Source organism: Nostoc sp. FACHB-280, assembly GCF_014697615.1.
Taxonomy (GTDB): Bacteria; Cyanobacteriota; Cyanobacteriia; order Cyanobacteriales; family Nostocaceae; genus Nostoc_B.
This window is the reverse complement of sequence record NZ_JACJSD010000002.1, coordinates 133,349-159,950: the sequence shown is the minus strand read 5'-3', so window position 1 is coordinate 159,950 and position 26,602 is coordinate 133,349. Positions and strand designations below refer to the sequence as shown.

Annotated in this window: 27 protein-coding genes and 1 tRNA gene; 11 read left to right on the top strand and 17 right to left on the bottom strand. The window is 42.1% G+C overall.

All coding sequences use genetic code 11. The features are described 5' to 3' along the window. Nucleotides 1-10: 10 nt before the first annotated feature. Both ctaD and H6G75_RS02515 read right to left on the bottom strand, forming a co-directional pair. Nucleotides 11-1,771 (bottom strand): cytochrome c oxidase subunit I, encoded by a 1,761-nt coding sequence (gene ctaD / locus H6G75_RS02520; RefSeq protein ID WP_190978423.1) that lies wholly within the window; start codon nt 1,769-1,771, stop codon nt 11-13. A 78-nt stretch (nt 1,772-1,849) separates the two neighbouring features. Continuing rightward, nucleotides 1,850-2,926, bottom strand: coding sequence for a cytochrome c oxidase subunit II (locus H6G75_RS02515; protein ID WP_190978422.1), 1,077 nt, complete (start codon nt 2,924-2,926; stop codon nt 1,850-1,852). Between the two features lie 405 nt (nt 2,927-3,331). On the opposite strand from H6G75_RS02515, the gene H6G75_RS02510 reads away from it, so the two are divergent. Continuing rightward, complete coding sequence (locus H6G75_RS02510) at nt 3,332-4,288, top strand: heme A synthase (RefSeq protein WP_190978421.1); 957 nt, start codon at nt 3,332-3,334, stop codon at nt 4,286-4,288. Between the two features lie 302 nt (nt 4,289-4,590). After that, complete coding sequence (locus tag H6G75_RS02505) at nt 4,591-5,544, top strand: heme o synthase (RefSeq protein WP_190978420.1); 954 nt, start codon at nt 4,591-4,593, stop codon at nt 5,542-5,544. 288 nt (nt 5,545-5,832) lie between these two features. On the opposite strand, the gene H6G75_RS33410 is transcribed toward H6G75_RS02505, so the two are convergent. The 5 genes from H6G75_RS33410 to H6G75_RS02480 all read right to left on the bottom strand — a co-directional run bounded on the left by H6G75_RS33410 (nt 5,833) and on the right by H6G75_RS02480 (nt 8,211). Beyond that, nucleotides 5,833-5,967: a hypothetical protein gene (locus tag H6G75_RS33410; RefSeq protein ID WP_277884064.1), complete on the bottom strand. Its 135-nt coding sequence runs from the start codon at nt 5,965-5,967 to the stop codon at nt 5,833-5,835. Beyond that, complete coding sequence (locus H6G75_RS02495; protein WP_190591177.1) at nt 5,951-6,238, bottom strand: type II toxin-antitoxin system Phd/YefM family antitoxin; 288 nt, start codon at nt 6,236-6,238, stop codon at nt 5,951-5,953. The genes H6G75_RS33410 and H6G75_RS02495 overlap by 17 nt, the downstream gene beginning before the upstream one ends. 107 nt (nt 6,239-6,345) lie before the next feature. After that, nucleotides 6,346-6,747, bottom strand: a complete 402-nt coding sequence (locus tag H6G75_RS02490; RefSeq protein WP_190978419.1) for a hypothetical protein — start codon at nt 6,745-6,747, stop codon at nt 6,346-6,348. Then, nucleotides 6,744-7,610: a CPBP family intramembrane glutamic endopeptidase gene (locus H6G75_RS02485; RefSeq protein ID WP_313934783.1), complete on the bottom strand. Its 867-nt coding sequence runs from the start codon at nt 7,608-7,610 to the stop codon at nt 6,744-6,746. The genes H6G75_RS02490 and H6G75_RS02485 overlap by 4 nt, the downstream gene beginning before the upstream one ends. A 169-nt stretch (nt 7,611-7,779) precedes the next feature. Next, nucleotides 7,780-8,211 (bottom strand): AbrB family transcriptional regulator, encoded by a 432-nt coding sequence (locus tag H6G75_RS02480; protein ID WP_062287281.1) that lies wholly within the window; start codon nt 8,209-8,211, stop codon nt 7,780-7,782. Nucleotides 8,212-9,632: 1,421 nt separating this feature from the next. Between H6G75_RS02480 and H6G75_RS02475 the strand changes: the two genes are divergently transcribed. Next, nucleotides 9,633-10,646 carry a succinate dehydrogenase/fumarate reductase iron-sulfur subunit gene (locus H6G75_RS02475; protein ID WP_190978506.1) on the top strand — a complete coding sequence of 338 codons (1,014 nt, stop codon included), beginning with the start codon at nt 9,633-9,635 and terminating at the stop codon, nt 10,644-10,646. 131 nt (nt 10,647-10,777) lie between these two features. Here H6G75_RS02475 and H6G75_RS02470 read toward each other — a convergent pair whose 3' ends face one another. From H6G75_RS02470 to psbX, 4 genes are all read right to left on the bottom strand, one after another. Beyond that, complete coding sequence (locus H6G75_RS02470; protein ID WP_190978418.1) at nt 10,778-11,299, bottom strand: PD40 domain-containing protein; 522 nt, start codon at nt 11,297-11,299, stop codon at nt 10,778-10,780. A 124-nt stretch (nt 11,300-11,423) separates the two neighbouring features. Continuing rightward, nucleotides 11,424-11,987 (bottom strand): PD40 domain-containing protein, encoded by a 564-nt coding sequence (locus H6G75_RS02465; protein WP_190978417.1) that lies wholly within the window; start codon nt 11,985-11,987, stop codon nt 11,424-11,426. A 51-nt stretch (nt 11,988-12,038) separates the two neighbouring features. Next, entirely contained in the window at nt 12,039-12,956 is a 918-nt protein-coding gene (locus H6G75_RS02460) for a Ycf66 family protein (RefSeq protein WP_190978416.1), read from the bottom strand. A 256-nt stretch (nt 12,957-13,212) separates the two neighbouring features. Then, a complete protein-coding gene (psbX, locus tag H6G75_RS02455; RefSeq protein WP_015112477.1) occupies nt 13,213-13,332 on the bottom strand; it encodes a photosystem II reaction center X protein in 120 nt (39 codons plus the stop codon). A 112-nt stretch (nt 13,333-13,444) separates the two neighbouring features. On the opposite strand from psbX, the gene H6G75_RS02450 reads away from it, so the two are divergent. Beyond that, nucleotides 13,445-13,693: a hypothetical protein gene (locus tag H6G75_RS02450; RefSeq protein ID WP_190978415.1), complete on the top strand. Its 249-nt coding sequence runs from the start codon at nt 13,445-13,447 to the stop codon at nt 13,691-13,693. 163 nt (nt 13,694-13,856) lie between these two features. Continuing rightward, nucleotides 13,857-14,150 carry a YggT family protein gene (locus H6G75_RS02445; RefSeq protein WP_190978414.1) on the top strand — a complete coding sequence of 98 codons (294 nt, stop codon included), beginning with the start codon at nt 13,857-13,859 and terminating at the stop codon, nt 14,148-14,150. Here H6G75_RS02445 and H6G75_RS33405 read toward each other — a convergent pair. From H6G75_RS33405 to accC, 5 genes are all read right to left on the bottom strand, one after another. Then, nucleotides 14,147-14,272, bottom strand: coding sequence for a hypothetical protein (locus H6G75_RS33405; protein ID WP_277884063.1), 126 nt, complete (start codon nt 14,270-14,272; stop codon nt 14,147-14,149). The two genes, H6G75_RS02445 and H6G75_RS33405, sit on opposite strands and share 4 nt — an antisense overlap. Nucleotides 14,273-14,305: 33 nt before the next feature. After that, nucleotides 14,306-14,581, bottom strand: coding sequence for a BrnA antitoxin family protein (locus tag H6G75_RS02440; RefSeq protein WP_103125566.1), 276 nt, complete (start codon nt 14,579-14,581; stop codon nt 14,306-14,308). After that, a complete protein-coding gene (locus tag H6G75_RS02435; protein WP_190871429.1) occupies nt 14,544-14,819 on the bottom strand; it encodes a BrnT family toxin in 276 nt (91 codons plus the stop codon). Before H6G75_RS02435 ends, H6G75_RS02440 begins: the two co-directional genes overlap by 38 nt. A 59-nt stretch (nt 14,820-14,878) precedes the next feature. Continuing rightward, entirely contained in the window at nt 14,879-15,082 is a 204-nt protein-coding gene (locus H6G75_RS02430) for a hypothetical protein (protein WP_190978413.1), read from the bottom strand. Between the two features lie 333 nt (nt 15,083-15,415). Next, complete coding sequence (gene accC / locus H6G75_RS02425) at nt 15,416-16,759, bottom strand: acetyl-CoA carboxylase biotin carboxylase subunit (RefSeq protein WP_190978412.1); 1,344 nt, start codon at nt 16,757-16,759, stop codon at nt 15,416-15,418. 433 nt (nt 16,760-17,192) lie between these two features. Between accC and H6G75_RS02420 the strand changes: the two genes are divergently transcribed. From H6G75_RS02420 to tilS, 5 genes are all read left to right on the top strand, one after another. After that, nucleotides 17,193-17,273 (top strand) — tRNA-Leu (locus H6G75_RS02420). A gap of 183 nt (nt 17,274-17,456) precedes the next feature. Further along, nucleotides 17,457-18,086: a chorismate lyase gene (locus H6G75_RS02415; protein ID WP_190978411.1), complete on the top strand. Its 630-nt coding sequence runs from the start codon at nt 17,457-17,459 to the stop codon at nt 18,084-18,086. 745 nt (nt 18,087-18,831) lie between these two features. Then, nucleotides 18,832-20,583 carry a DUF3352 domain-containing protein gene (locus H6G75_RS02410; RefSeq protein ID WP_190978410.1) on the top strand — a complete coding sequence of 584 codons (1,752 nt, stop codon included), beginning with the start codon at nt 18,832-18,834 and terminating at the stop codon, nt 20,581-20,583. A 277-nt stretch (nt 20,584-20,860) separates the two neighbouring features. Next, nucleotides 20,861-21,916, top strand: coding sequence for a c-type cytochrome biogenesis protein CcsB (ccsB, locus tag H6G75_RS02405; RefSeq protein WP_190978409.1), 1,056 nt, complete (start codon nt 20,861-20,863; stop codon nt 21,914-21,916). Between the two features lie 149 nt (nt 21,917-22,065). Next, nucleotides 22,066-23,043: a tRNA lysidine(34) synthetase TilS gene (gene tilS / locus H6G75_RS02400; RefSeq protein ID WP_190978408.1), complete on the top strand. Its 978-nt coding sequence runs from the start codon at nt 22,066-22,068 to the stop codon at nt 23,041-23,043. Nucleotides 23,044-23,084: 41 nt separating this feature from the next. On the opposite strand, the gene hmpF is transcribed toward tilS, so the two are convergent. Further along, nucleotides 23,085-24,842 (bottom strand): pilus motility taxis protein HmpF, encoded by a 1,758-nt coding sequence (gene hmpF / locus H6G75_RS02395; protein WP_190978407.1) that lies wholly within the window; start codon nt 24,840-24,842, stop codon nt 23,085-23,087. 404 nt (nt 24,843-25,246) lie between these two features. Between hmpF and H6G75_RS02390 the strand changes: the two genes are divergently transcribed. Beyond that, a complete protein-coding gene (locus tag H6G75_RS02390) occupies nt 25,247-26,455 on the top strand; it encodes a response regulator (protein ID WP_190978406.1) in 1,209 nt (402 codons plus the stop codon). The last annotated feature ends 147 nt before the right edge of the window (nt 26,456-26,602 follow it).

Genomic DNA, 26,602 nt, shown 5'->3' with positions numbered 1-26,602 from the left:
CTGACCAACACTAATCCCTAGTCCCAGAAACACGCTGTTCCAAGTCAGACTCAATGGTGGGATATGGCTCATCAGGATCAGCACGGAGTACTGAGTTGGGGCCAGCCGATAATAAAGGATTGGCATCGGATAATGGTACACCTTCGTTAGCTCTTTCTAAGCCGTAGTCGTAAGGCCCTGTAGCTAAGACTGGGTATCCCTCAAAATTTTCAATTGCTGGTGGGGAAGTTGTCATCCACTCTAGGGTAAGCGCCCGCCAAGGATTATTACCAGCCTTCTCGCCATACAACCAACTCCAAATCACATTAATAATGAATGGAAAGGTGGAAACAGCAAGTATGTAAGCGCCATAAGTACAAATTTCATTCAGTAGGGTGAATTTGGGGTCATACTGAGCGACGCGGCGATTCATCCCCATCATCCCTAGCTTGTGCATGGGTAAGAAGGTCATATTCAGACCAACAATGGTCAGAGCAAAATGCACCTGACCCCAAAATTCGTTGACCATTCGTCCCGTCATCTTCGGGAACCAGTGATAAATAGCGGCAAAAATCCCCAACACGCTACCACCAAACAATACATAGTGGAGGTGCGCCACGACAAAATAAGTATCGTGAACGTGAATATCAAAGGGTACAGCCGCCAACATGACACCACTGATACCACCAATTACGAAGGTACCAACAAAACCAATGGCAAATAACATGGCGGAGTTGAGTTGAATTTTGCCGCCCCACATGGTTGCTAACCAACTGAAAATTTTGATCCCCGTGGGTACAGCGATGATCATCGTCGTGATCATAAAGAACATCCGCAACCAACCGGGAATACCACTGGTAAACATGTGGTGCGCCCAAACTATCAGCCCCAAAAAGCTAATTGCTAGGGATGAGTAGGCGATCGCTTTATAACCGAAAATTGGTTTACGAGAATGTACGGGAATAATCTCAGAAATTGCCCCAAAGAAAGGCAAAATCATGATGTACACCGCCGGATGGGAGTAAAACCAGAACATATGCTGGTAAACTACGGGATCACCACCACCAGTCGGGTTAAAAAATGTTGTCCCTGCTAGTAAGTCAAAAGCCAGCAAAATCAAACCGGCGGCTAAAACAGGAGTAGACATCAACACCAGTGCTGAAGTCGCAAACATCGCCCAACAAAACAAAGGCATTTGATGTACTCCCATACCTGGAGTCCGCATCTTGATTAGGGTGACGAGAAAATTAATAGCCCCCAAAATCGATGACGTACCGAGCAACAGCACACTCATAATCCAAATCCCCTCACCCACCTGGCCTGTCACCAAGCTCAGAGGCGGGTAAGAAGTCCAACCAGCATCCGGCGCGTCGCCTACAGCTAAACTCGCCACCAGCATTAAACCCCCAACCGGGATCATCCAAAAAGCCACAGCATTCAATCTGGGGAATGCCATATCCTTAGCCCCAATCATCAGGGGAATCAAATAATTGGCAAACCCCGCACCTGCTGGCACAATCCACAAGAAAATCATGATTGTGGCGTGCAGTGTAAACAAGCTGTTGTACACTTCTGGGGTGACAAAATCGACTTCCGGCGTACGTAGTTCTGTCCGTACCAAGTCAGCTAAAACACCGCCAATGCAGTAAAAAATGAAGGAAGTGACTAGGTATTGAATCCCAATCACCTTATGGTCTGTGTTGAAGCTAAAGTAATCTCGCCATTTTCGCTTCCCTGGCTCATCAATCAGCACCGGGATATTGGCAGTTTCTTGTATTTGGGCTTGTGTCATAGGAGTTAGTTGTCATTTGTCCTTTGTCGTTTGTCCTTTGTCCTGCGTCATGTATGACCAATGACTCATGACCAATGACTAATGACTATGTTGAATTTGATGTAAAGTTTCTGGCTTAATTCCCATTTCTTTGATACGGGGAGCGAGATATTCATCGGGAGTCAAGTCAGATGGATTGACAGCAATGGCTTGATTCATGGTTTCATGACTTGCCACCAACTGCTCTTGCATCCATTTGTCAAAATTCTCTTGACTTTCCACAACCACTTGGGTTCGCATCGCGCCGTGGTAAGGGCCGCAAAGTTCTGCACAAATTAGGGCATAATCGCCAGCTTTTTTGGGTGTAAAGCGAATTTCGCTTTGTCTACCGGGGATCGCATCTTGTTTTACGCGGAACTCTGGCACCCAAAAGGCATGAATTACATCGTTAGCGGTCATATTGACTTGTACTTCCCGCCCGATGGGAACGTGTAACTCGCCTGTGGTCACTCCGGTTTCGGGATAGGTAAAAATCCAGGCATATTGCAGACCTGTGACATTGACGATCAAACTCGCTGGCTGACCTGCTTTGTCAGGACTAGCGCCTAGAGTTGGAGCCACACTACCAACACCAGGAGCATCAACCTTTTGGGGAATTTGATCAGCATTGCGGACGGCTGCGGTGGCTGGGTCTTGCATCGCCTCATCAGATTTTGCTTGATTGCGGTTGACAGGAGCTTCCGTCAAAGTGGCAGCAATCGCGGCTCCTGGCATATTCATCGAACTTTGATTCATCGGCGCTTCGTGAACGGCGTGGGGATCGAAGCCACCGATGTCGTTATAAACTTCAAAGCTATAGACAGAAATACCGATGACGATAATGGCGGGGATCGCCGTCCAGAGGATTTCTAGTGGAACATTACCTTCCACTGGCGGCCCGTCTTCTTGATCACCAGCGCGTCGTCGATATTTAATTACAGAGTAGATTAAAGCACCTTCAACAAGCAAAAATATACCGACAGAAACGGTCATCATCGAATTAAATAAACCATCAATTAAGATGGCTTCATCTGAAGCTGCTGTTGGCAACAGACCGTGATTTTGACCGTACCAAAGACTGGCTAACGTTAGTCCGATGCCAATCAGTAATGTCCAGACTGAACTTGGAATTTTCACGGCTTACCTAGAATTAATTGACTACGTTTTTTTAAAGCTGCCCACTTACTAAGGTAGTCTAGGCTATTAAACAAAAAGCTAAATGGTCTGAAATTTTTATTAATTTTTTCAGCCACTTTCCTATTTCTGAGTAAAAGAGATTTATTAGATACTGACAAGGATAAATAGCGATCGCTGGAAAAATTTAAGAAAAAATTTAGGTTAGCAAAATTGTTTGTTAACTGTCTATGACACATCTTGAAAAATACCTAAAGCTTCAGACTAAAACCATCTGAAGTGATTCAAAGTAATAAGTGAAACTCCATCTCGAAACCAAGTTGTATACGCTAGGGTGGAGAGGGGTTGGCAAGGAAAAATTAGAAATTTTAAGAGAGCTACTACCAAGATCGGCAGAAGGAATCGTTCATGAACGAATTTGTCCTAAAACAACAAAATGATGCGACAATCGAGCAGCAAAAGCCGAAGGAAATGATTCGTCGCTTGGTGTGGCGAATGGCTATAGCCACGTTGATTTTAATGGCTATTGGCTCTGCCACCCGTGTAATGAATGCCGGACTTGCTTGCCCAGACTGGCCCCTATGCTACGGGGAACTGGTACCAGCCAAACAAATGAATCTCCAAGTGTTTTTGGAGTGGTTTCACCGCTTGGATGCAAGCTTAATTGGTGTGAGCGCGATCGCACTTGCTGGTTTATCTTGGTGGCACCGTCGTTCTTTGCCTGTCTGGTTGCCTTGGGCTGCAAGCTTCGCCCTGTTTTTAATCGTGTTTCAAGGCATCTTAGGGGGACTCACAGTCACCGAATTGCTGCGGTTTGATATCGTTACCGCCCACTTGGGAACAGCACTGTTATTTTTTACCACCCTACTAGTCGTCGGTACAGCCATAGCTCCATATCAGGGAACTGGCAATGTCGGTAAGTTGCCCTGGATTGGTTTAGCGGCAGCTATTTTGGTGTACGTGCAGAGTTTACTGGGTGCGGTTGTGGGTTCTCGTTGGGCGCTACACCAGTGTTTTGGTACGGCAGAACTCTGCTCTGTGATGTACAGCCATATTTTTGGTTTAGTCCCGCCAACCGTCGCCACCTTAGCAGTAGTGTTAATTTCCTGGCGTACACCAGCCCTCCATCCCGCTTTGCGGCGATTGGCAAATATGGCTGGTGGTTTGTTAATTTTACAAATTTTGTTGGGAGTTGCTACTTTTCGCTTGCATTTGCAAGTCGAGCCGTTAACGGTCTCTCACCAAGCTGTAGGTGCTGCTTTGTTAGGTACTTTGGTGGGTTTTACGGTTCTAGCATTGCGTGATTGGGCTGCTAGTCGTGAAATCAACAGTTTGTCTAACCCAGCCATTAGCTCAAATCCCTAAATTAACCTTTTGGGGATAAACTGATGCGATCGCTACCATGACTCTTGACTAATGGTGATAAGACATTAGCCATTAGTCATTGAGCCATTAACCGCATCTCCGGTAACTAAAACTGGTGTAAGTCTCCCTGTCTTTACCTTTGCCTCAGTTTCTCAAACACTAGCAACTTAATTGACGCTTCAAACACAGAAACGGCAAGGTTCAAGATTCTTCTCCAAGTAAAGGTAGTCTGGGCAAATCGCTCTCCACAGCCAGACAGAAACTAGACACACATTGTTGACAATTAAGGAAATAGAACCAAGATGATTGAGACTAATGTCTCTCGCCACCACGAAACATTCCTCCAGGTAATTCAAAGCTATTACCAACTAACAAAACCCCGCATTATTCCCTTGCTTTTGATTACCACGGCTGGGAGTATGTGGGTGGCAGCGAAGGGACAAGTAGACCCGTTACTGTTGTTAGTCACTCTGACTGGTGGTACTTTGGCAGCAGCCAGCGCCCAGACAATTAACTGTATCTACGACAGAGATATTGATTATGAAATGGAACGGACGCGCCATCGTCCCATGCCTTCTGGCAGGGTACAGCCAAGAGATGCACTGATTTTTGCAGCCGTTTTGGCTGTACTTTCGTTTACCCTACTGGCTGTGTTTGCTAATTTACTGGCAGCTTGTCTGGCATTCTCTGGCATTGTTTTTTATGTACTGATTTACACCCATTGGCTCAAGCGTCACAGCACTCAAAATATTGTGATTGGTGGGGCTGCTGGTGCGATTCCGGCTTTGGTAGGTTGGGCGGCTGTGACAGATACTTTAAGCTGGGCAGCATGGTTAATTTTTGCCATTGTCTTTTTGTGGACACCCCCCCATTTCTGGGCGCTGGCGTTGATGATTCGTGATGACTACGCCAAGGTAGGCATACCAATGCTTCCGGTGATTGCTGGTGCAACAGCCACAGTCAAACAAATTTGGTACTATACCCTAACTACAGTCATCGCCACGTTGTTGTTGTTTTATCCCCTGCACGCCAGTGGGATTATTTATGCAGCGATCGCAGCTGGTTTAGGTGGATTATTTATCCGCAAATCCTGGTGTTTATTACAACAGCCAGAAGACCGCACTGTAGCCAGGGAACTGTTTCTCTACTCCATCTCTTACATGATGCTGTTATGTTTAGCGATGGTGATTGATAGTCTACCCATCACTCATCATTTGGTGAGTACTGTTATTGCTCAGTTGCACTTGTTTAATTAAGGCAGTCCAAAATGAATGCGATCGCACTAGGAGAATAAGGGGTGCGATCGTATTTCTCAACATTAAAATACTACTAAACAATAATTTTGATTATTTCTATAACTCCACATCATCTTTTGTCAAGTATTGTTGTGCAGTATGTCTAATTCGATAAATGTTCACTTCAGTTTCAGAGATCCCGAAAAGAATTCGGTAGCGGAATCTTTTCGATTTTCCGTAGAGCAATTGGCGAATCTCCATTCCTAACTCCTCACTTTCAGGAGTTACAGGACAACGAGCCGGAAAGCGTTAAAGCGAATGAATTGCATCAAGCAGTCCGTCAAACCACTTGTCAGCCAAATCAGAATCTTGTTCTCGAATCCAAAGATAGGCATTTTCCGCATCAGCTAATGCTAATGGAGAGATGTCAACGCGAAATTCCATGCTTTCTTCTTAAACCTTCTAGTGCTTCTTTAGCTGGAACTCCTTTTCCTTGCTCGATTTCCTGAATTCCTTGTCTGAGTGCAGCTACAGTTTCAGCATATTCTAAACGTTCCAAGAGCTTTTGATAGGCTTTAGCATCCTGGACAACAAGTTGAGCAGCACCATTAACAGTCAGCACGAGCGGTTTTTCGCTTTCTTCCATCTGCTGGATGTACTGTTTGGTGTTTCGCTGAAATTCCGAGAGCGAGTGAATGTTATTGAGGTCAATCATAGACTCAACATGAAATTAACAGTTAATTTGATGATATAAAAATCAGCTTAACATGAATAAAAAAGCGATCGCGTTCGTCAAATCTATAGACCACCTCAATTTAAAATTTATACTGGATACTGATGTAGCTTATCAGTAAGCCAAGAACGTAACTGAGGAGTAGTTGAAGAATTTATGTTAAATAAGGCCCAAGTTGCATGACAAGCTGCATAAGCTACTGTTCCTGGATCAGAATCAAAAGGATGTGCAACAATTTCTGTTACACAAAAAGTTAGTTGTGTTGTATCAATAACCTGCTCAACTGATTGAAGAGCATACTGAACTCCAACTCTAGCACCATCTTTAAGAGCTGGCAGGTTAAGCCTGTCATCAAAGCAAGCATCGAAAGCTGAATCATCAATAAGAATTAGAGGCTGGTTGTTTGTACGCTTATCAAGTAAGATAGTTACTTTTGCAAATCTTCCCCTCTCAGCAATAACCTTAAACAAAGTATAAGTTTGTTGTCTCATAACACGGAAAATAACCAGAGTATTAGGCTAGCTCCCAGAACGCAAAAAACCCCAGCTAACCCAGCCAGGGGTTTTTTGTACTTACCAGTCCACCATTCTGGTACTTTACCTGTGTAAGTGATGAGTTGGGCTGTATCTATAGTAGCGATCGCAAATACCAAAGCTGTATGTAATCCCCAAGCGAGACCCAAACTGCCTTTGTCTGCTATTCTCGCCATCACTAACATCATTCCCATCAGCCACAGTCCCGGTACTTGTGGTAGAGTTTCATTCTGTTCCCAAACTAAGTGCAAGATAGCAAATATACAGCTAGAAATTGCGGCTGCTATCCATATTGAGTAATTTCTTTCTAATTCCGTCAATAAAAACCCACGAAAAACTAATTCTTCTACGCCACCTACCAATAACGCGACTAATAAAATTGGCAACAAGATAGATGGTAAGACTTTAATATTAATCTGGGCAAATTCACACCAACCAAGCCTCAATTCCACAGCAAACATTACAGCGAGGCTGAGTACTCCTAAACCAAAACCTATCCCCATACCACCCATCAGGGAAAGATTTACTCCTAAGCCATACTCAGCAAAAGACCTACAAAACAGCCAAATTACGCCCCAAAGCACTAGGGGAGCTAATAAGTAAAGCGTCACAATGAAGGGTAACTTCTGTTCTGGCTGTAAAGGTTTTGTTGGTTGCCAACCCATAAAAATAGCAGATATGACTGCCAATGGCAGCCAACATACTACCCAGCTAATAAAAAATGCCATCAAGACAACAGCTACTGGTGCATTTTCTCGCAATAACAGTATTGTGTTGCCTGATGGCTGAAAAAAAATTGCTAAATCAAATAAACAAAACACGATAGACTTTTTAATTGGTCGTCAAGACTCTAGCAAAATTTGTGGCTTGAGTCATATGTCTCATCGTATCGTTTTATTAGTACAGAATTCTTAAACAGAGTTATTTGCTCTAGTAGTAGGGATATGTTTGCTCAGGATTTCCCGAAAACTCTCCCTACTACGCAACAATTTACTCTTCTTCGTCTAAGTCTTCATCTACCTCATCTATGTCATCTGGGGAGATTTTTTTATCACTTTCACCCAGTTGAATCAGGTGAATATGTTTGTAACCCAGTCTAATTTCAAATTCATCTCCTGGTTTTAAACCCATTGCCTTGGTGTAAGTTGCACCAATGACAATTTGACCATTTTGATGAACACTAACCCGATATGTCGGTTCGCGGCCACGGCCATCTTTAGGTGCTTCTGGACTTAAGGGAATTCCTCTAGCCGATAGTAAAGCATCATAAAAATCAGTCAGATTGACGCGCACCTGGTTATTCTTAGTAACAGTGTAATAGCCACACTGCTTTGCTCTTTCTCTTCTAGGTAAATTAGAAAGTTCTTTTACCTTAGCAAGCAGTGCTTTTCCCGTTAATGGTGCAGTTGCAGTTTCTGTCATTACGCTCAAATTATCCTTACTCTCTCCAAACTGATAAACTATGTAGTCTGACGGCAGTATTTAACTTTCGAGTATCCGCAAAAAGATACTCAAAATTTTAAGGGAAGGGTTAAATTGCTACTGATAGAGGAGCAACAAGCGCCTATATTATGTTTGCCTGCAACAGATTAAAGCCAGCATTGTCACAGACATTTATTTTGGTGATTTTAGGGCACTTTTAACCATGATCCGCCATTGAAAACGCAATAATTTTCTCTTTTGGCGCTACTGTAGCGGTGTAACTTTAAGTCACCTTTACAAATAAGGTTGTTTCTACTCCAAATAAGTAGTAGACCCAAGGAATTGCAGGTTTTCCACTGTCAGTACTTGCCTTTATTGCTCTTGAGTTGTAGGTTTTAACCGTTCTTCCTCTTAAGCTTAAGACAGCATAGTATTTGTTATGCTCTCTTGGACATACACCTTTTGCCTCAGATGTAGAGACAAAAAATTTTATGTCTCTAGGTTACGAAAAAACAAAGTAGTGGTAATCGCGCTGATAAGACGATTGAGACTAGTTTTGTTACTTCGTAATTTTATATTAAATACTAGCATGGACTAATAATAGCAAAATAATTGTTTATGTTTGAATTTAATTTACAGACAAACTTTTATCTCAATCATTTAGCTTAACGAGGTAACAAGCAGTCAGGATTTTCATGTGGGTTTATTAGCTACCATGCGTATTGCTGCATCACTTTTATAAAAATTCATCTAAAGTTAGATCGGTAGTTTTGAGCAAGAGCCATTCTTTGATATTGGAAATTGAGAAGAGACAAAAATACAGAGAGGTTTGACTTGCGAGTTGATTCTCACAAGTCAAACAACCTCTTAAGTATTTTGAGTGTCTGTCTATGGGAAGAATAAATATCTTGCCCATCTGTCAAGTCCTTGATTAGCCTCATTAGATGTTTATTATCAGCTTTGAGACTTCCAGATCAGCCAAAATTAACTTTTGGTAATTATTTTCCTAATTTCTCCAATAAGTAGATTTTAGCTACAAGCCTTGTAGATATAAAGATGTATTAAGCAGATGAAGTGTAGTAAATGGGAATATTATCGTTATGTAGATAATTAACTTAAGTTGGTCTCCCGAAAAACTCTTTTATTTATAACTCCCAAACAGGGAAGGTAAACAATCAGCTGCGATCGCCTGTTTGGTACTAAAGCTCAGAGCTTAACATAAATCTCGGACATGGTGGTAATACAACTAAAATTTTAATGGTTATCCTGGAACTATAATCAGTGGCTCTTTGCTCATCAGCCTTTTAACACTAGGCATTGAATTAAGAGCAACAAGAGTATAGCTCAATTTTCGCACCTACTAGCCTTTAGTTATGATTTTTCAGGCTGGTAAAGCAATTTTAAGACCTTGGTTGGTGGCAATGAAAGTTATTTTTAAGGTTATTCGACAGCAACAAAATTCTCTACCTGTGGTGCAAACTTACCCACTAGAGGTAGAACCTGGTAATACAATCCTTGACTGTCTAAATCGCATTAAATGGGAGCAAGATGGTACATTAGCATTTCGCAAAAATTGCCGCAATACTATATGTGGTAGTTGTGCAATGCGAATTAATGGGCGTTCGGCTTTAGCTTGTAAAGAAAACGTCGGGAGTGAAATAGCTAGATTACAGCAAATTCAATCTTTGACCAATACAGAAAATCCCAACTTAGAAATCACAGTTGCACCCCTGGGTAATATGCCTGTGATTAAAGATTTAGTGGTAGATATGAGCAGTTTTTGGGACAATTTGGAAGCAGTCGCTCCTTATGTTAGTACAGCAGCCAGACAAATTCCAGAACGAGAATTTTTACAAACACCCCAAGAGCGATCGCTTTTAGATCAAACTGGTAACTGTATTATGTGTGGTGCTTGTTATTCTGAATGCAACGCCCGCGAAGTGAATCCTGATTTTGTCGGCCCCCATGCTTTAGCTAAAGCCTATCGAATGGTTGCAGATTCTCGTGATGGTGATACAGAAAATCGCTTAGAAAATTACAACGAAGGTACTAAAGGAGTGTGGGGTTGCACTCGTTGTTTATATTGCGATTCCGTTTGTCCAATGGAAGTCGCCCCCCTGGAACAAATTACCAAAATTAAACAAGAAATTCTCTCTCACAAACAAACAGCTGATACCCGTTCCCTACGTCACCGCAAAGTTTTGGTGGAATTAGTCAAAGAAGGTGGCTGGATTGATGAACGCCAATTTGGTCTGCAAGTTGTGGGTAATTATTTCCGTGATTTGAGAGGATTATTAAGTCTCGCCCCCCTGGGATTAAGAATGATCGCCAAAGGTAAATTCCCCTTGTCTTTTGAACCATCAGCCGGGACAGAACAAGTGCGATCGCTCATTGAATCTGTACAGAAAATTAAGGGAGTAGGGAGTAGGGAGTAGGGAGTGTGGGGAGAGAGGGGAGTGTGGGGGGAAAATTTTCTTCACCATCCTCCCACACTTCCCACCCCTCATACCCCTAAACCCTATATCTAAAACCTTATTCCCAATTCCCCACTCCCAACTCCCTATTTTTATCGAGGATCTTGGGGTATATCTAATGGTCGCCCAAAAGGGTCATAAACTAAAATATCCCACTGCCCGTTATTACTCGACTCAAAGGCAATTCGACTCCCATCAGCACTAATAGTTGGGTGACGAACTTCCGCTTGCAAATTATTAGTCAAATTGCGAGATTGACGGGTTTCGCGGTCATATAAAAAAATCGCCGATCGCCCCTGACGACTAGCAGCAAATACAACATAACGACCATCTTGAGAAACGCTGGGGTGAGAGGCGATCGTATCTAAAGCATTTAAACCAGGTAAATCAATTAAATTGCGCGTCAGGGTATCAAACATATAAACATCTTGACTACCCCGGCGATCGCTAATAAAAACAATATATCTCCCAGAAGTTTGCGGATTTAACTCCGAAGCTAAACTATTCATACTCCGCCCCCCCGGATCAAACGGATAACTCACCAACCGGGGATAGCCAAAACAACCAGTTAGTAAACTACAACAAGCAAATATAAAAATACTACGTTTGGTCATTAGTCGTATTAGTCATTAGTCATTTGTCATTAGTCATTTGTCCTTTGTCCTTTGTTAATTTCCCCTCATCTCCCTTGTCCCCCTCGTCTCCCTTGTCTCCCTTGTCTCTCCTGTCCCTCTCTCCTCAATTCCTCGGCCCATCCACCGTCGCCCCATTAGGAATATCTAATTCAACATTCGGGCCACGGTCTAAAACTTCAATATCCCATTGACCACGACTGGCTGTTTCAAACACAACATAACGTCCATCAGGGCTAATCCCAGGATTTCGCACCCAGCCACGATAGACAGGTGTGAGAACTTGCGACTGTTGTATGGCGCGATCGTAAAGGGCTACCACTGGTCTACCTTGGTCGCTTGTTAAATAAACAATATAACGCCCTGTATAGCTCAAGCTAGGGCTTTCACTAATTGTCTCTGGTCGATTTAAACCCGGAGTTCTCACAAATGTTTGCTGTTGCAAATCATATATGAGTAATTGGTGACTACCATTACGATTTGAAACAAACGCCAAGAACCGACCGTTACCACTTAACGTCGGTTGTTCTTCTGTATAACGGCTGTTTAACGAAGTCGGCCCCAGGGGAATCTCACTGGCACCACAAGATACAAGTAAGCTACTTAAGCCAAAAATCAGGCTCCAATGAATCGGTCTTTGGAGCCACACAATAGGCGTAAATTTTTTCACCTCTACTGTTATTTTTTACATCGCCTCTAGCTTACATCCATCCCACCAGTTTTAGACATCATCAAAATTAGTTGAATTATCTGATTCATCATCAGACTGGTCTATTGGCTTGTATGGAACGTAATCTGCGGGGATGACATCATCATCTGCACTGTCGCGGCGCGAACTTGTCTCAGCAGATGGACGACGTTTTCTGGGTCTAGCCGGAACATCATCTTCCCGGCTTTCTGGACGCTGAGTACCGTTACTTCCACGACGAGCAGGTTTTCTCCCTTCATCACTGGGACTTTCCCAATCATCTACCTGTCTTGTGGAAGCCGAACCCCAACTTCCTTCATCGTCATATTTCTCAGTCGAACGGCTATTGGAACGAGTAGAAGTCCGGCGACGATTTTTATCAGTTGTGTCTGTCCGTTCATTGCTGGGACGACGATTTGAGCGGCGGGGTGGTTGCTCCTCATAATAATCATCACGAGATGAGCGTTCATCTCTGCTACCCCGAATTCTCGGACGTGCTGGAGGTTCTTCCTCCTCATAAGGTAGTGGTTCGTACTCGTCTTCTACCTCAGCTTCATAGTCTTTGCGCGACCTCCTATTATATGAATAGTTATCGCTGACTTCCCGTTCTCTATCGACAATTGGAGTATTACGCTTGGCTTGCTGAGTAGCGATACTACGTAGGCGAATACTTTCCACCGCAAAAAACACCGTTGTTCCCACCAACAGCAATTGACCAAATTGCAAAATCGGGTCTAACCGCCATCCTTGGAAAATCAAAATAAAGCCGCAGAGTAAACCTACAGCCGCAAAAAAGATATCTTGATCTCGTGAAAGTTCTGGGCGTACAGTCCGCATAAAATACAGTGCTGCCCCAGCCACAGCCAGGAAAATTCCTAGAATACTGGCTGAGTTCGTTCCCACATTGACCTGAGCCAGAACACTGGCTGAGTTCAGCCCAAAATTTAGCATTGTTCTTTATCCCAATATCACAATCTATGTTAGCGAGTCAAAATTAAAATCACTACTTTAATTAATCACAATATAGTTGAGCTTCACGGCTTTTGGCTCAGAAGGTCTGAAGCTTTTTAATCATTGCCAGCCAAAAAAATTTGTATCTGTCAGCTAAGTATACCCTGTCCTCACAAGGAAGATTGCTAATGTGAATGCAATTAGGTAATTAGCTGACAGAATACTTGTCTTAGAGTCTAATTGACTCGACAAAAGATTAAGAACGTTGGATTTTATCTTTTTGGCTAATGAAAATTAGCCCAACAGTAGCAGGGATAACAACGATCGCAGTACCCCAAGCCAGACTCCAAAGAAAATTTGCTAAAGATGGTGTCATTGTTCTCAACCTTTTTTTACACACTTCATCATAATTCTAATAGTGTAGTACTTCCTTGAGAAGCCTTTGGGTATAAGCTTTAAAACCAGAAAATTCAGGCTAGGAGCTAGGGATGAATATTTATCGCTCAGTATTTCCTGTAACTAGACACAAATTATTTTCACAAAAATCTCTAGAAATCTTAATATTTAGCCAAAGTGGTGCTTTTGTGTTGATTGTGACCAATGTTAGCGGAATGGTCAAAGTTGCCAGATTTATTTGTGGAGTCATACCAATTCACTTAAGTACTGATACAAATCACCACTTCCTCTATGCCTCTGCTCCCGGTTGCCGAGCGCAGTCGAGGCGCTGCTTCTTGTAGCTTGCATATCTGGATTATTTTTCAAGTGAAATGGTATTAATCCCAAATCCAAAATTGCTTGACTGGCATTTGCCATAAAATATATCTATAAGCTTTACAAACCTTCAAACTTTCTTATTTACTTCTCGGAATTTTCTTCGTTCAAAAATAGTAGCGCAAACAGATGACTGGTGTTAACTTTACCGTTTGGACTCTCGGCCCCCTGTTGGGGGTGATGACATTTCTCTTTATTTTCCGCATTGTTCTGACTTGGTATCCCCAAGCCGACTTAAATAAGTTGCCCTTCAATCTCATAGCTTGGCCGACTGAGCCATTTTTAGTACCTTTACGTAAGCTAGTACCACCAATAGGCGGAGTGGACATTACCCCAATTATTTGGGTAGGAATTTTCAGCTTGCTGCGGGAAATTCTCTTAGGTCAGCAAGGATTAATCACGATGATGTCTCATACCAGTTAGGGGATAGGGAAGGATGCGATCGCACTTCCGGCACCAACTTTATCATGTTTGGAGCGATCGCTCTCTGTATGAAGATCAGAAACGTTAAGGAAGCACGCATCGTTACTAACAAACAGCTTCAATCTTGATTCTCGTAGGCAATCTCAACCTGCCTGTTATTGATGTGCCTCCATATACGCTCGTAGCAATTGATTGATCTGTGTCTGATAACCTCGCCCTTGCGACTTAAACCACTCCAATACATCGCTATCAATGCGAAGTGTAACTTGAGCTTTGGTTTTTGTGGTAGGTAAACCTCGTCGCACTACTGCCTTAGCAAACATTTCTGGTGTAATTTCTGGACAGTCTGACAAATCAATATCCTCATCACTCATTGCGTCTAATCGTTGCCAATCAGTTTGAGAGTTGCTCGAAGTAGGTTCGTTGTTCATATTTCGTCGCTTTTCTTGCAGAAATAATACGAGTGCAATCCTCACGTTCTGTATGGACAATGGCAATCACTCGCCCTTGCAACAAACCGAATGTGACAAAACGCTGCTCTCCATAACTGTAACGGTCGTCCTCAACCGTTAAGATATCGCCGTCAAATACGGCTGGAACATCAACAAAATCGATGCCGTGTTTACGAAGATTAGCAAGACGTTTTGCTTCATCCCATTCATATTCCATAACTGAACGACAGCTACAATATGCAATTGTAGTTACAAATTGTCGTTACAGTCCCTATTCTAAGTATTTGTCGCCAGAAGATTCATTAAAGCATTGGCAGCCTCAGAGCAATTGTAAGGCGACCAGATCGGATACTCTTGGTTCGCCACAAAGAAGTTTGCATCATCTTCTTTGACCAGTTCTGTAGCGAGAAACTGCATCAGCCGAAGCTTGTCAATTTTTGGAAGTTCTTGGATTTGTGACATGAGTTCAGCTAATGACATGTGAGAATCTCCTTTTCTGAAGATTGGGTGAAAAGGTCGAGGATACTGGCTTATTGTATGGGCAATTTCTAGAGTTTAATGATTCTATCAATTAGTCTGATGGGTTAGTTCAGGAACATCTGATCCCCATGACAACGATTTTTTTGAGTGAGATTGCGATCGATAAAGCTTTATGTAGTCCCCTTGATTAACCAGGATTTTGTATTTAACGGGATTTACGATTAATCTAAACCAACCTGAGTGTGTGAACAGGAAAGGGATAGATAGTCAACTGAAAATAAGATATTTCTCAGCCTTTTACCCTTTCCCTTTACCGTTCTACTTCCTAATTCCCTAAAGTTTCATTTCTTGAATGAAATTAGTGTAAACGTTGCCTTGTAAAAACTGTGGGTTTTCCATAATTCTTTGATGAAAACCAATAGTTGTTGGTAGTCCCGTAATGGCACACTCCCGTAAGGCGCGTTTCATCCTGGTAATAGCAGTTGAACGGTCTGGCCCCCACACAATCAACTTACCAATCAGAGAATCGTAGTAGGGAGGAATTTGGTAATCGGTGTAAACGTGGGAATCAATTCGCACGCCAGGGCCACCGGGGGGAAGATAACCACTAATGCGACCTGGGGCGGGACGGAAATCGTGGTCTGGGTCTTCAGCGTTGATGCGACATTCTATGGCATGACCACGCAAAATCACTTGGTCTTGAGTTAGCCTGAGTCTTTCGCCTTGAGCAACCCGAATTTGTTCGACTACTAAGTCCACACCAGTAATCATCTCGGTGACAGGATGCTCTACTTGAATGCGGGTGTTCATTTCCATAAAGTAGAAGTTACCCGACCGATCTAAGAGAAATTCAATCGTACCTGCTCCGGTAAAGTTGATAAACTGGGCAGCTTTGACCGCAGCTTGTCCCATTTTCTCGCGCAGGTCAGGGTCAAGCGCCGGACTAGGGGCTTCTTCTAATAATTTTTGGTTGCGGCGTTGAATAGAACAATCCCGTTCACCCAAGTGAATCACATTGCCATAGTTATCTGCCAAAATTTGAAATTCAATATGGCGGGGACGTTCAATAAATTTTTCGATATAAACGCCAGAATTACCAAAGGCTGCGCCTGCTTCACCTTGAGCAGCTAAAAACAGTTTAACAAATTCTTCTTCCGAACGGACTAAACGCATCCCCCGTCCACCGCCGCCAGCCGTGGCTTTAATCATCACGGGATAGCCAATTTCCTTAGCTAGTGCTAATCCTTCTTGCTCTGATTCGACTAAACCATCACTTCCTGGTACTGTTGGCACTCCAGCTTTTTGCATGGTTTCTTTGGCAGTGGATTTATCTCCCATCAAGCGAATTGCTTCTGGAGTCGGGCCAATAAACGCAATATGATGATCTGCACAAATTTCGGCAAATTTGGCATTTTCTGACAAAAAACCGTAACCAGGATGAATGGCAGTGGCATTACGGGTCAAGGCGGCAGCAATAATGTTGGGAATATTTAAATAACTTTTACCGCTTGCAGGCTCACCAATACAAACGGCTTCATCAGCCAACTGTACATGGAGCGCATTCCGATCAACAGTGGAGTGAACCGCAACAGTCGCTATTCCCATTTCCTCACAGGCGCGGAGAATACGAAGGGCGATTTCTCCCCGATTAGCAATTAGTATTTTGTCAAACTTCATTTTCGAGTTTCGATATTAGTACCAGTAGATTGACATTTTCTCTTATCTGATTTGCAACAAAGCTTTGACTTGGCTACAAATGACAATAAGAGTTTTTTCAGCAGCATCCTGAGCAGTATATATACGCCCTTCGCAGTTTCACAAAGGTCAGGACTGCCAGGGAGTCTCTACGGGTCTTAACCAGATTAACAGCTTCACATCTGCTTGTCTGTGCCAGTTTCCCGAACGAGGCTGTGGTGAGTGCGGAACATCTTAAAGTAGCTATACCCCTTTTAATATCACTTGTGGCGCTATTACATTTCTGTTAGTCTGATATCCACCTTCGGGAAAGTTGTGAACATGTTCACTTAAATTTTTGGTAAATTTTGCAAAATTAGATATTACCTTACTATAATCACTTTGTTGTGCTATATTAGTTCTTCAGTGAACTCTCGCGGATGTGGCGGAATTGGTATACGCGCACGCTTGAGGTGCGTGTGGCTTTGCCTTGCGAGTTCGAGTCTCGCCATCCGCATTTTTGATGAAAAGGAAACAGAGAAGACTTCGACAACCTTCCTGTTTCCGCCCCGCAAGGGCTTGGTCAATGGTTACAAGTGAATGGTCAATAGTGAAGCAATGCCTAACTACTGATTATCAGCTTTGAACTATTGACTTTTTTTGTGCTTTTATAGAGATAGATGAACTTTTGTAAATAAAATTGACTGCTATTTTTTCTCTGACGAACAATCCCGCGCTGCCAACAGCTTGGCACCGTCTAACTCCGGTTTGGCAAGGAGACGAAGAAGTTATCCAAAAGAGTTTGCCGCACACACAGTTGGCTCCCGCTTGGCAACTGCTGTTGTTGGGCGATGGTTCTCCGACTCGGCATTTAGAATTGCTGACAGGTGAGCCAACAGAAGTAGATGTGATTGATATGTCATTGATTGGCACAGATTTAGATGATGCGCCTGAGTTAATTCAAGCTGTGCCAGGGCCTAGACTGCGTCGCCAGGTGTGGCTACGTACTAGGTCGGGGCAGAGATTAGCTTATGCAACATCTTGGTGGGAAGCCAGTCATGTAGATGAATATTTACAAAATCGTTCATTGCCAATTTGGGCGAGTTTGGCGCGTCTCCGTACAGAGTTGTATCGAGATGTGCGCGGTATTTATTATGGAAACTCGGCGGCCTTAGAGTCTGGTTTTGATGTGCCTGGGCCGTTTTGGGGTCGTCATTACTTGTTTTGGCATCATGGACAACCGTTAACTTTAATTTATGAGGTGTTTTCGCCGTATTTAACCAAGTATTTGGGGCCGATGCAGTTGAGTGCAGGAAATGGCAAAGTGTAGAATGTGATGGCGATCGCTACAGTAAACTACAAGTATGATTAGGTAATAAAATTTACCTGACCTAATAAAAATTAAATTTATCTAAAAATAATATCTAGCTTGCTGATGCAATTACAGCTATCTAGCTAATATTAACCGTCAAAATATCCCTAAATTGCCAAAAATTGAGTTTTGCTAATTTTGGTAAAAATAGTCATCAGTAATTATAATTTCAAAAATTAGCGCGTTATGGCTATATTTTTGAGCGTTAAATATAGAATAACTCAGATGTATAAGTAGTAAAAATTACCAATTTCTGGCGACTTGCAGCTTTTTGGAGTTAGTTATATCCTCATAATGCTGAGAATAAAGTGAAAAACTTATGCAGAAAGTTTGTCTGTGAAGAGTAAATGTCAGTGTTTCAGAATATATGGACACAAGATTTTTACTTGGCTACGTCCAACTTTGAAATTATTGATTCGTAGTAGGAATGCGTAAATTATTACAGAGTTATCTAATTAAGCTTAAGTGACTAAGAAAACTTTTAGAGAAAAGTTGCCTGCGAAATAAGGCAAAGCATGTTAAAAAGATTAACTAACAACAAAATCACTACTTTTAAAGAAAAAATAGCTAAGGTTGATTACCGAAGGATCAGCAAAAGTTGAGGTAGAGAAAATTGTTGAAAAACTGCCCAAAAGCAAGAAAAAAGCTTAATTTTACTTGGTCAAGCAAGTAAAAAGTTCGCAAGTATGAGGTATTGGTTTCAATGGCGCTGCCTATTGTGTCTGTTCCCATGAAGAAAAAACAGAAACCGTCTCTGGCATTGACGCTCTCTGCTACTGGTTTATTAATTATTGGTGGTGGGGTAGCCTATCGGTTGTTCAGCCAGGGGCATTTATATTCTGGAAATTTATTAGTTGGTGCAAATATTATTCCGAACGATGCTCTGTTTGCTGCTTCTCTGACTACAGATCCCAAACAATGGCAGAAATTACAGGAGTTCGGCACAAAAGAGTCGCAAGCAGAACTAAATAAGACTTTAATCCAGTTACGCGATCGCTTTCTGACTAATAATGGTTTTAATTTTGAGCAAGATATTCAACCTTGGGTAGACAAAGAAGTTACCTTCGCAATTTTAGCGCCCGGAACAAATCAGCCTGCTCCTAAGCCTGTAGCCACCGATAGCGTTGCGGCTGAAACTCAGCAGTCAATAGTGATGGTTTTACCAGTCAAAAACTCAGAGTTAGCACAAAAAATTTTGGCACAACCCAAAGCATTAAAAACCGGGAAATGGATTGACCGCACCTATGAGGGAGTGCCTATCAAACAAAGCGAAGGGCAATTTGGCACAAATATTTCAGCTACATTATTAGACCAACGATTCCTAGTTATTACTGATAATCCTAAAGCCGCAGAACGGGCGATTGATGCCTATAAAAATAAAACATCCTTAGCAACAGTTGCCAGTTTCGCTGAGAATTTTCCCAAAATTTCGGAGTCTAATTCTTTTGCCCAGTTTTATGTCAATGTTCCCAATGCGGCCAAGATTGCTACTACTGCGCCAAATCGACGTTTACCAGCCCAAGTTTTGGCACAACTGCAAAATAATCAAGGTTTAGCGGGGGCTATTAGTCTAGAATCAGACGGTATACGCTTAAAGGGTGTTTCTTGGTTGAATCCGCAAAGCCAGCGTCTACTTTCAGTTGATAACTCAGCAGGTAATATGCAACAGCGAATGCCAGCAGAAACCTTGATGATGTTATCTGGTAGTAATTTACAACGGCTGTGGGGTGACTACATCCTCACATCTCAAGGAAATCCGCTTTCACCCGTATCTCCCGAACAATTGCGTAGTGGGGTGAAATCGCTGACGAACCTCGATTTGGAACGAGATTTACTCAGTTGGATGAAAGGTGAGTTTGCTATCTCGCTGATTCCAAACGTACCGAAAAATGGCACACCAGCAGATTTTAGAGCTGGATTGGTATTTATGATCAAAGCCAGCGATCGCAAATTAGCGGAAGCATCTCTCCAAAAGCTAGATGACGTAATTAAAACTCAATATCAATTCCAAATTCAACCAGGGACAGTTGCAGGTCAACCCGTTGTTAACTGGATTGGCCCTTTCGGCACTTTAACAGCCAGCCACGGTTGGTTAGATCAAGATACTGCTTTCATAGTCTTAGGCGCTCCTGTTACCGATAAAATTGTGCCTAAACCCAGCAGCACATTAGCCAGCAATCTTGCATATAAAAACTCTGTGCCGACAGAATTGAATCCAACGAATAGTGCATTTTTTATAGATGTCGAACGAATGGTAAATAACTTTACCCTCAATACCCTATTTCCCAAACAAAAAACTTTTTTAGAAGCGACTCGTTCCATTGGCGCAACAACCTCAGTGAGTGACAGCCGCAGTACTCGCTACGATATTTTTGTCTCTTTGAAAAAATCAACCGATGCCGCTACTGCCCCTAATTCTGCCAATCATCCCAATATTAGTAGTTCAAAACCTTGAACTTTCAGCATCCTTAGAGAACTTTGAGACTATGTTGCTCAAAGCTCTGAGCAAACTGGTTTCATACTAAGTACTTTCAACTCAGCGATAAGTAGCGACAAGAGTTTCCTTTCGGGCAAACTTTGGTGACTCAGCACTTCGTAATCTTGATTGTGCCAGCTGAATTAATAATTACGACATTAATTTATTCTATCTACGCTGAGTCTCTAATTAAACTCAAGTTAGGATCAAAATAGTTAGAATCGCAACTTTAAGCAATAACGGTGGAGAATACTGTATGAATCTGGTTGGACTCCAGAACTGGCTAGATAATGCCTCATTTGCTGTGTTATTCCTCACCATGTTGGTTTACTGGGGAGGTGCAGCTTTTCCAAAGCTACCAGCACTGGGTGCTTTAGGAACAGCTGGAATGGCGATCGCTAATTTGTGTATCGCCACCCTTTTAGGCGCAAGATGGATAGAAGCAGGTTATTTTCCCCTGAGTAACTTGTATGAATCACTGTTTTTTTTAACTTGGGGAATTACAGCCGTTCATTTAATTGCGGAAAATGGTACCCGTAGCCGCTTAGTGGGAGTTTTTACTACACCTGTGGCAATGGGGATCACTGCTTTTGCCGCCTTGACTCTACCATCCACAATGCAAGCAGCAGAACCATTAGTGCCTGCATTAAAATCTAACTGGCTGATGATGCACGTTAGCGTGATGATGTTGAGCTACTCTGCATTAATGGTAGGTTCGATATTAGCGATCGCTTTTCTGGTTGTAACACGCGGTCAAAAAATCGAACTACAAGGTAGTTCAGTTGGTACTGGTGGCTACCGCAGTAATGGTTATCGCATACACAAAGCAGGTGAACTTGTGACTCAAGCAGCAACACCTGTTGGCGAAAATAATGGTTCTGCTCGTCGGTTTGAAACTAATAGTAACAACGGCAACACCGCAGTTTTAAACTTGGTCACAACTGCACCATCAGAAGCTACAGCAACCGCCGCAGTTCTTTCACCCCAACGTCTTAGCCTTGCCGATACCCTAGATAATATTAGCTATCGCATCATTGGCTTAGGCTTTCCCCTGCTGACAATTGGGATTATCGCTGGCGGAGTTTGGGCGAATGAAGCTTGGGGTTCTTACTGGAGTTGGGACCCGAAAGAAACTTGGGCATTAATTACTTGGTTAGTTTTTGCAGCTTACCTCCACGCCAGAATTACCCGTGGTTGGCAAGGTCGTCGCCCTGCAATTTTAGCAGCCAGTGGCTTTGTTGTTGTTTGGATTTGTTATCTGGGTGTGAATCTTTTAGGCAAAGGTTTACATTCTTACGGTTGGTTTTTTTAATAGTCTTAGCCCCTCTTGATCAGTAGAGAGGGGTGAAATTATGTTTAATATTTTGTGAATAGATTCTATTTTTGAAACCGCAGATGTACGAGGATGCACGCTGATAAAATTATCGATTATCTGCATCTATCTGTGGTTAATAATTCAAAATGGTATGGACTCCCTTACACGCCAAAATTCATCGCACTATCAAATCGCGTCATTTATTTAAACATCAGGAACGGCTATTAGTAGCGGTTTCTGGTGGACAAGATTCTCTATGTTTAATTAAATTACTCTTAGATTTAAAATCCAAATGGGGATGGTATCTCAGTATTGCTCATTGCGATCATCGCTGGCGTGAGGATTCACAAGCGAATGCGAATCATGTAGAAAATTTGGCTAAAAATTGGGGCGTAGATTTTTATTTAGAAACTGCCAAAGAACATGTAAATAGCGAAGCTTCGGCGCGTGATTGGCGGTATCAAATTTTAAATGCGATCGCCCAAAAATATAATTATCAATATATAGTTACTGGACACACAGCCAGCGATCGCGCCGAAACTCTGCTGTACAATTTAATGCGTGGTACTGGCGCTGATGGTTTACAAGCTTTAAATTGGCAACGTCCGTTATCGGAAAAAGTTATTTTAATCCGTCCACTATTGGAAATTACTCGTCAACAAACAGGGCAATTTTGTCAAGATTTTCAATTACCTATTTGGGAAGATTCTACCAATCAAGATATCAAGTATTCACGCAACCGTATCCGCCAAGAATTAATTCCCTATTTACAAACCAACTTTAATCCTAAAGTAGAATCAGCTTTAGCCCAAACAGCAGAACTTTTGCAAGCGGATGTTGAATATTTAGAACAAGCAGCCCAGCAGTTGCGGGAAGCAGCAACTATGGAAAATGGGAATGTTTTTAAATTAAATCGTCAAATATTAAAACCAGCACCAATAGCTTTAAAAAGGCGGGTGATGCGACAAGTATTATTAGAAATTTTACCTGACGCACCTAATTTTGAGCATATTGAGAAATTAACAGCTTTAATTATCGCCCCCAACCGTTCCCAAACCGATCCCTTTCCTGGTGGTGCGATCGCGCAAGTCCAAGGCGATTGGATTATCATCAAAGAGACTTAATAAAGTCCAAAATATTTTTCATACTTCACACTTCAGACTGCTCAAGACGCTATTAATTCCGGCTGAGATGTCATATTTTGCAGAGTCTGACGCATTTCACTAATGGTTTGTAGTTGATAATCACTCACTTCTTGGACTTGCGCCAATGAATCATTAATTCCTTGCAGTTTTTGGCGCAAACCATCCAAAGAATCTTGAATTGGTCTTAAGGCTTCTTGATATAAATTCACTCGCGCCCAGGATTCAGCCACTGCTGTTCGCAAAGACTGTAAATTAGCTTCGAGATTTTTGATTTCTTGTTGTTTTTGGGACAAGTCATGATTTTGATTATCAATCATCCCTTGGTCAAGCTCAATAGCAGACCGCATCTGCTCAATTTCTTGTTCTAGTTTTTGTAGTTCCTGAGATTGTTGTTGTCGCTGGCTATCAATTTGTAGCAAAATTGGCGCAAAATCAACTGTTTTTTCTTCTTCGACATTGGGGACAGGTTGTCCTTGGCGGCGGAGTAATACATTTTGATGTTGCTTCAGCACTTTATCACGCTGCAATAAACTCCGGCGTTGACCTTCTAAAGTTTTATTCAGCATTTGATAATGGTCTTTTTCATCTGCCAGTTCCATTTCTAAATTGATATGATCCTGGTCAGAAGCTTGAGTGAGTTTATTTTCTAATTCAGCAATATCTGCTTGTTTATATTGCAGTTCTTGTTCCTGCTCATGCACAAAGCTAGAGTCGATTTCTAATTTTTTAGCTAAATCTTGAACTATTTTTTGTAGTTCATCTAACGGCATTTTTTCTAATGCTTCTATATCAACCTTCTCGCCAGGAATATCACCAGAACTAGCAGCTAGAGAATTCACCTTTTGATATAAATCTTCTTGAGATTGCAACTGCTCTTTGACTAGCCGAGCGTATTCTTGCTTACTTGTAATAGTGGCTAAGTTAACTTTTAATTGAGTAGTTTGCTGTTCTAAAGAATTATGTGCTTGTTGCCATTCGTTTTGGCGATCGCTTACAGTCTGAGCCAAACGCTCAACTTCTTCTTGCTGTTGGGAAGCTAATGTTTTTTGCTGCTCTAACTTTTCCCAGTGTGGATTTAAAGTGGCCTGTTGCTGTTCAATTAATTCAAACGCTAAATGGAGATGTTCTCTTACTGTTTCTGTCGGTGCAACCCGGCTAGATAAGCGATTCAATAAATCACTCATCACCCGACTTTGTTCTTCATCTAAAACATTACCTTGTTTGAACTCGGCTTGTCGTTCTTCTAAGCGGCGCTGTTCACCGCGTAGATGCTCCCAAGCACCTTCTAATTCCTGGCGGTTCCGCTCAATTTCCGCTTGTAACTTTTCAATTTCCTCACGAGATGAATCAACTTCCTGTTTTTGCTCATCTAGACGTTGACAGTCATCTTCCAGTTGTTGCAACTGTTCTAAGCGTGCTTCCATTTCCATTTCGCGGCGATTCATTTCCTGCGCCTGAAATGTTAGCGACTGCTTCCACTGATCAATCTCATCTTCCTTGAGTTTAAATTTTTCTAGCTGCCGCGAAAAATTTTGCAATATATTGACCAATGGCCGTCCCGCTTCTTGAATCCTTTGCACTTGGCGATTTGGATTCAGTTCGACTAGCACTAATGCACCATCGTTTAATTTGCTGGCTTCTTCTGCCGTAATCACCTCTTCCGACACAGTACTCCAATTCTGGTCGGTTCGCTGACAAGCTAGCAGTTTTAGTTCGGTTTTAGAACCACCACTAAGTAAGCCGCCCTTCTGCTTTTGTACTTCTGCTAAATACAGCACACCGTTCGTCCTCTTGCGTACTTAATGTCCGTGTTTTTAGATATACTTGAGATACTTATATAAGTTTGTCTGAATTTCACCGTGGTGTAGGAAAAAATATAGACAAGACTATTGATAGACGTGATAATTCACGTCGTCAGATTTCATCAAAGCGATTGAGTCGCGCCTTTATATTTTGTACTCGTGATAGTAATCATGACTTCCGTGTGATTACTAAGTTTATCCAGTAGTATTACGAAAATTTACGGTTTATAGCTAAATGTATCTCCTGATAGACATTAGTTGTTGGAGAAATAAGATGGCGAATGCTAGTAGGTAATAATTTACTTTACTTATGAGAAGTCTAGAGAAAATTGCTGGGCAAACTTAAGTCAAGAATATAACAAGGAGTTGCGTTGAGCTAAATGCAGGGAAATTTAAATGAAATTGATATTCGCAGTATTTTGCAATTGATTGAGTTAGGCCAGCGAACTGGACAACTTTTAGTGGAAGCTGGCTTTCACAAGCAAGATCATCTCAGCCTGGATGAGACCATCAGACATCGCCATAGCAAAAATCACCGAAAACAATCATGGTTTGTCTTTTTTCTCAATGGTCAAATTATTTATTGTCAAGCCGGTGATAGTAATTTATCGCGGATTGACGATTATTTACGTCATTACCGAGTTGAGACAGGATTAGAACAAAAGCAAAATACTTCACTAGCTACCCAAAATGTTCCAGAGTATGGATATTTGTGGACACTTTTAGAGCGAAATATCATCAGCCCCAAGATAGCTCATAGTATTATTCAGCGCCTCGTGCAAGAAACTCTGTTTGATTTGTTGAGTTTACACCAAGGTAGTTTTACTTTTCGTCAAGGAGCAGCTCTCGCACCACAATTAACCAGTTTAGAAATTGCACCTTTAGTAGTTAAAATCACCAAACAAGTCCAGGAATGGAAGCGCCTATATCCGCAAATTCAATCACCAGAACAATTACCAGTATTAGTTGATACAGTGGAATTACGTTCCTCCCTACCAGAAGCAACGGTGAATAAATTACAGCATTGGGCGGATGGTAAAACATCACTGCGACAACTGGCGCGTTACCTGAATCGAGATTTATTGACGATTGCGAAGGCGATATATCCCTATGTGCAGCAAGGTTGGTTGCAACTAGTGGATGCAGCGACAAATCATTCCCAGACCTTCACACCAGAGTTAGGAGCAGAAAACCATCGTGCGCGGATTGTTTGCATTGATGATACAACAACGATTTGTGAGGCTGTAGAGTCAATTTTAAAGTTGCATGGTTATGAAGCGATCGCCCTCAATCAACCCTTAGAAGCACTGGGATTAGTCTTTCAACTACGACCCGACTTAATTTTATGCGACATCGCTATGCCAGAACTCGATGGTTACGAGATTTGTAGTATGCTGCGTCATTCTACGGCATTTCGCCTAGTACCGATTATTATGCTCACCGGCAAAGATGGCTTTATTGATCGGGTCAGAGCCAGGATGGTGGGCGCAACAGATTATCTTACAAAACCATTTGATGATTCCGAATTACTTATGCTCGTTGAGAAATATGTTAATTACAAGTCTTTTATGGGAACACCAAAGAAATAGAAGACTTGTTGATTCTATAAAAGATGGGGTAAAAAATGTTATCACAGAATCAACTAACCCCATGCCCAATTATTATCTAGTCAATTAGTGAAATAATAGCATAAATTTATACAAGTAATTTTAACGGGGAGTCAGGGAATGTTCCAA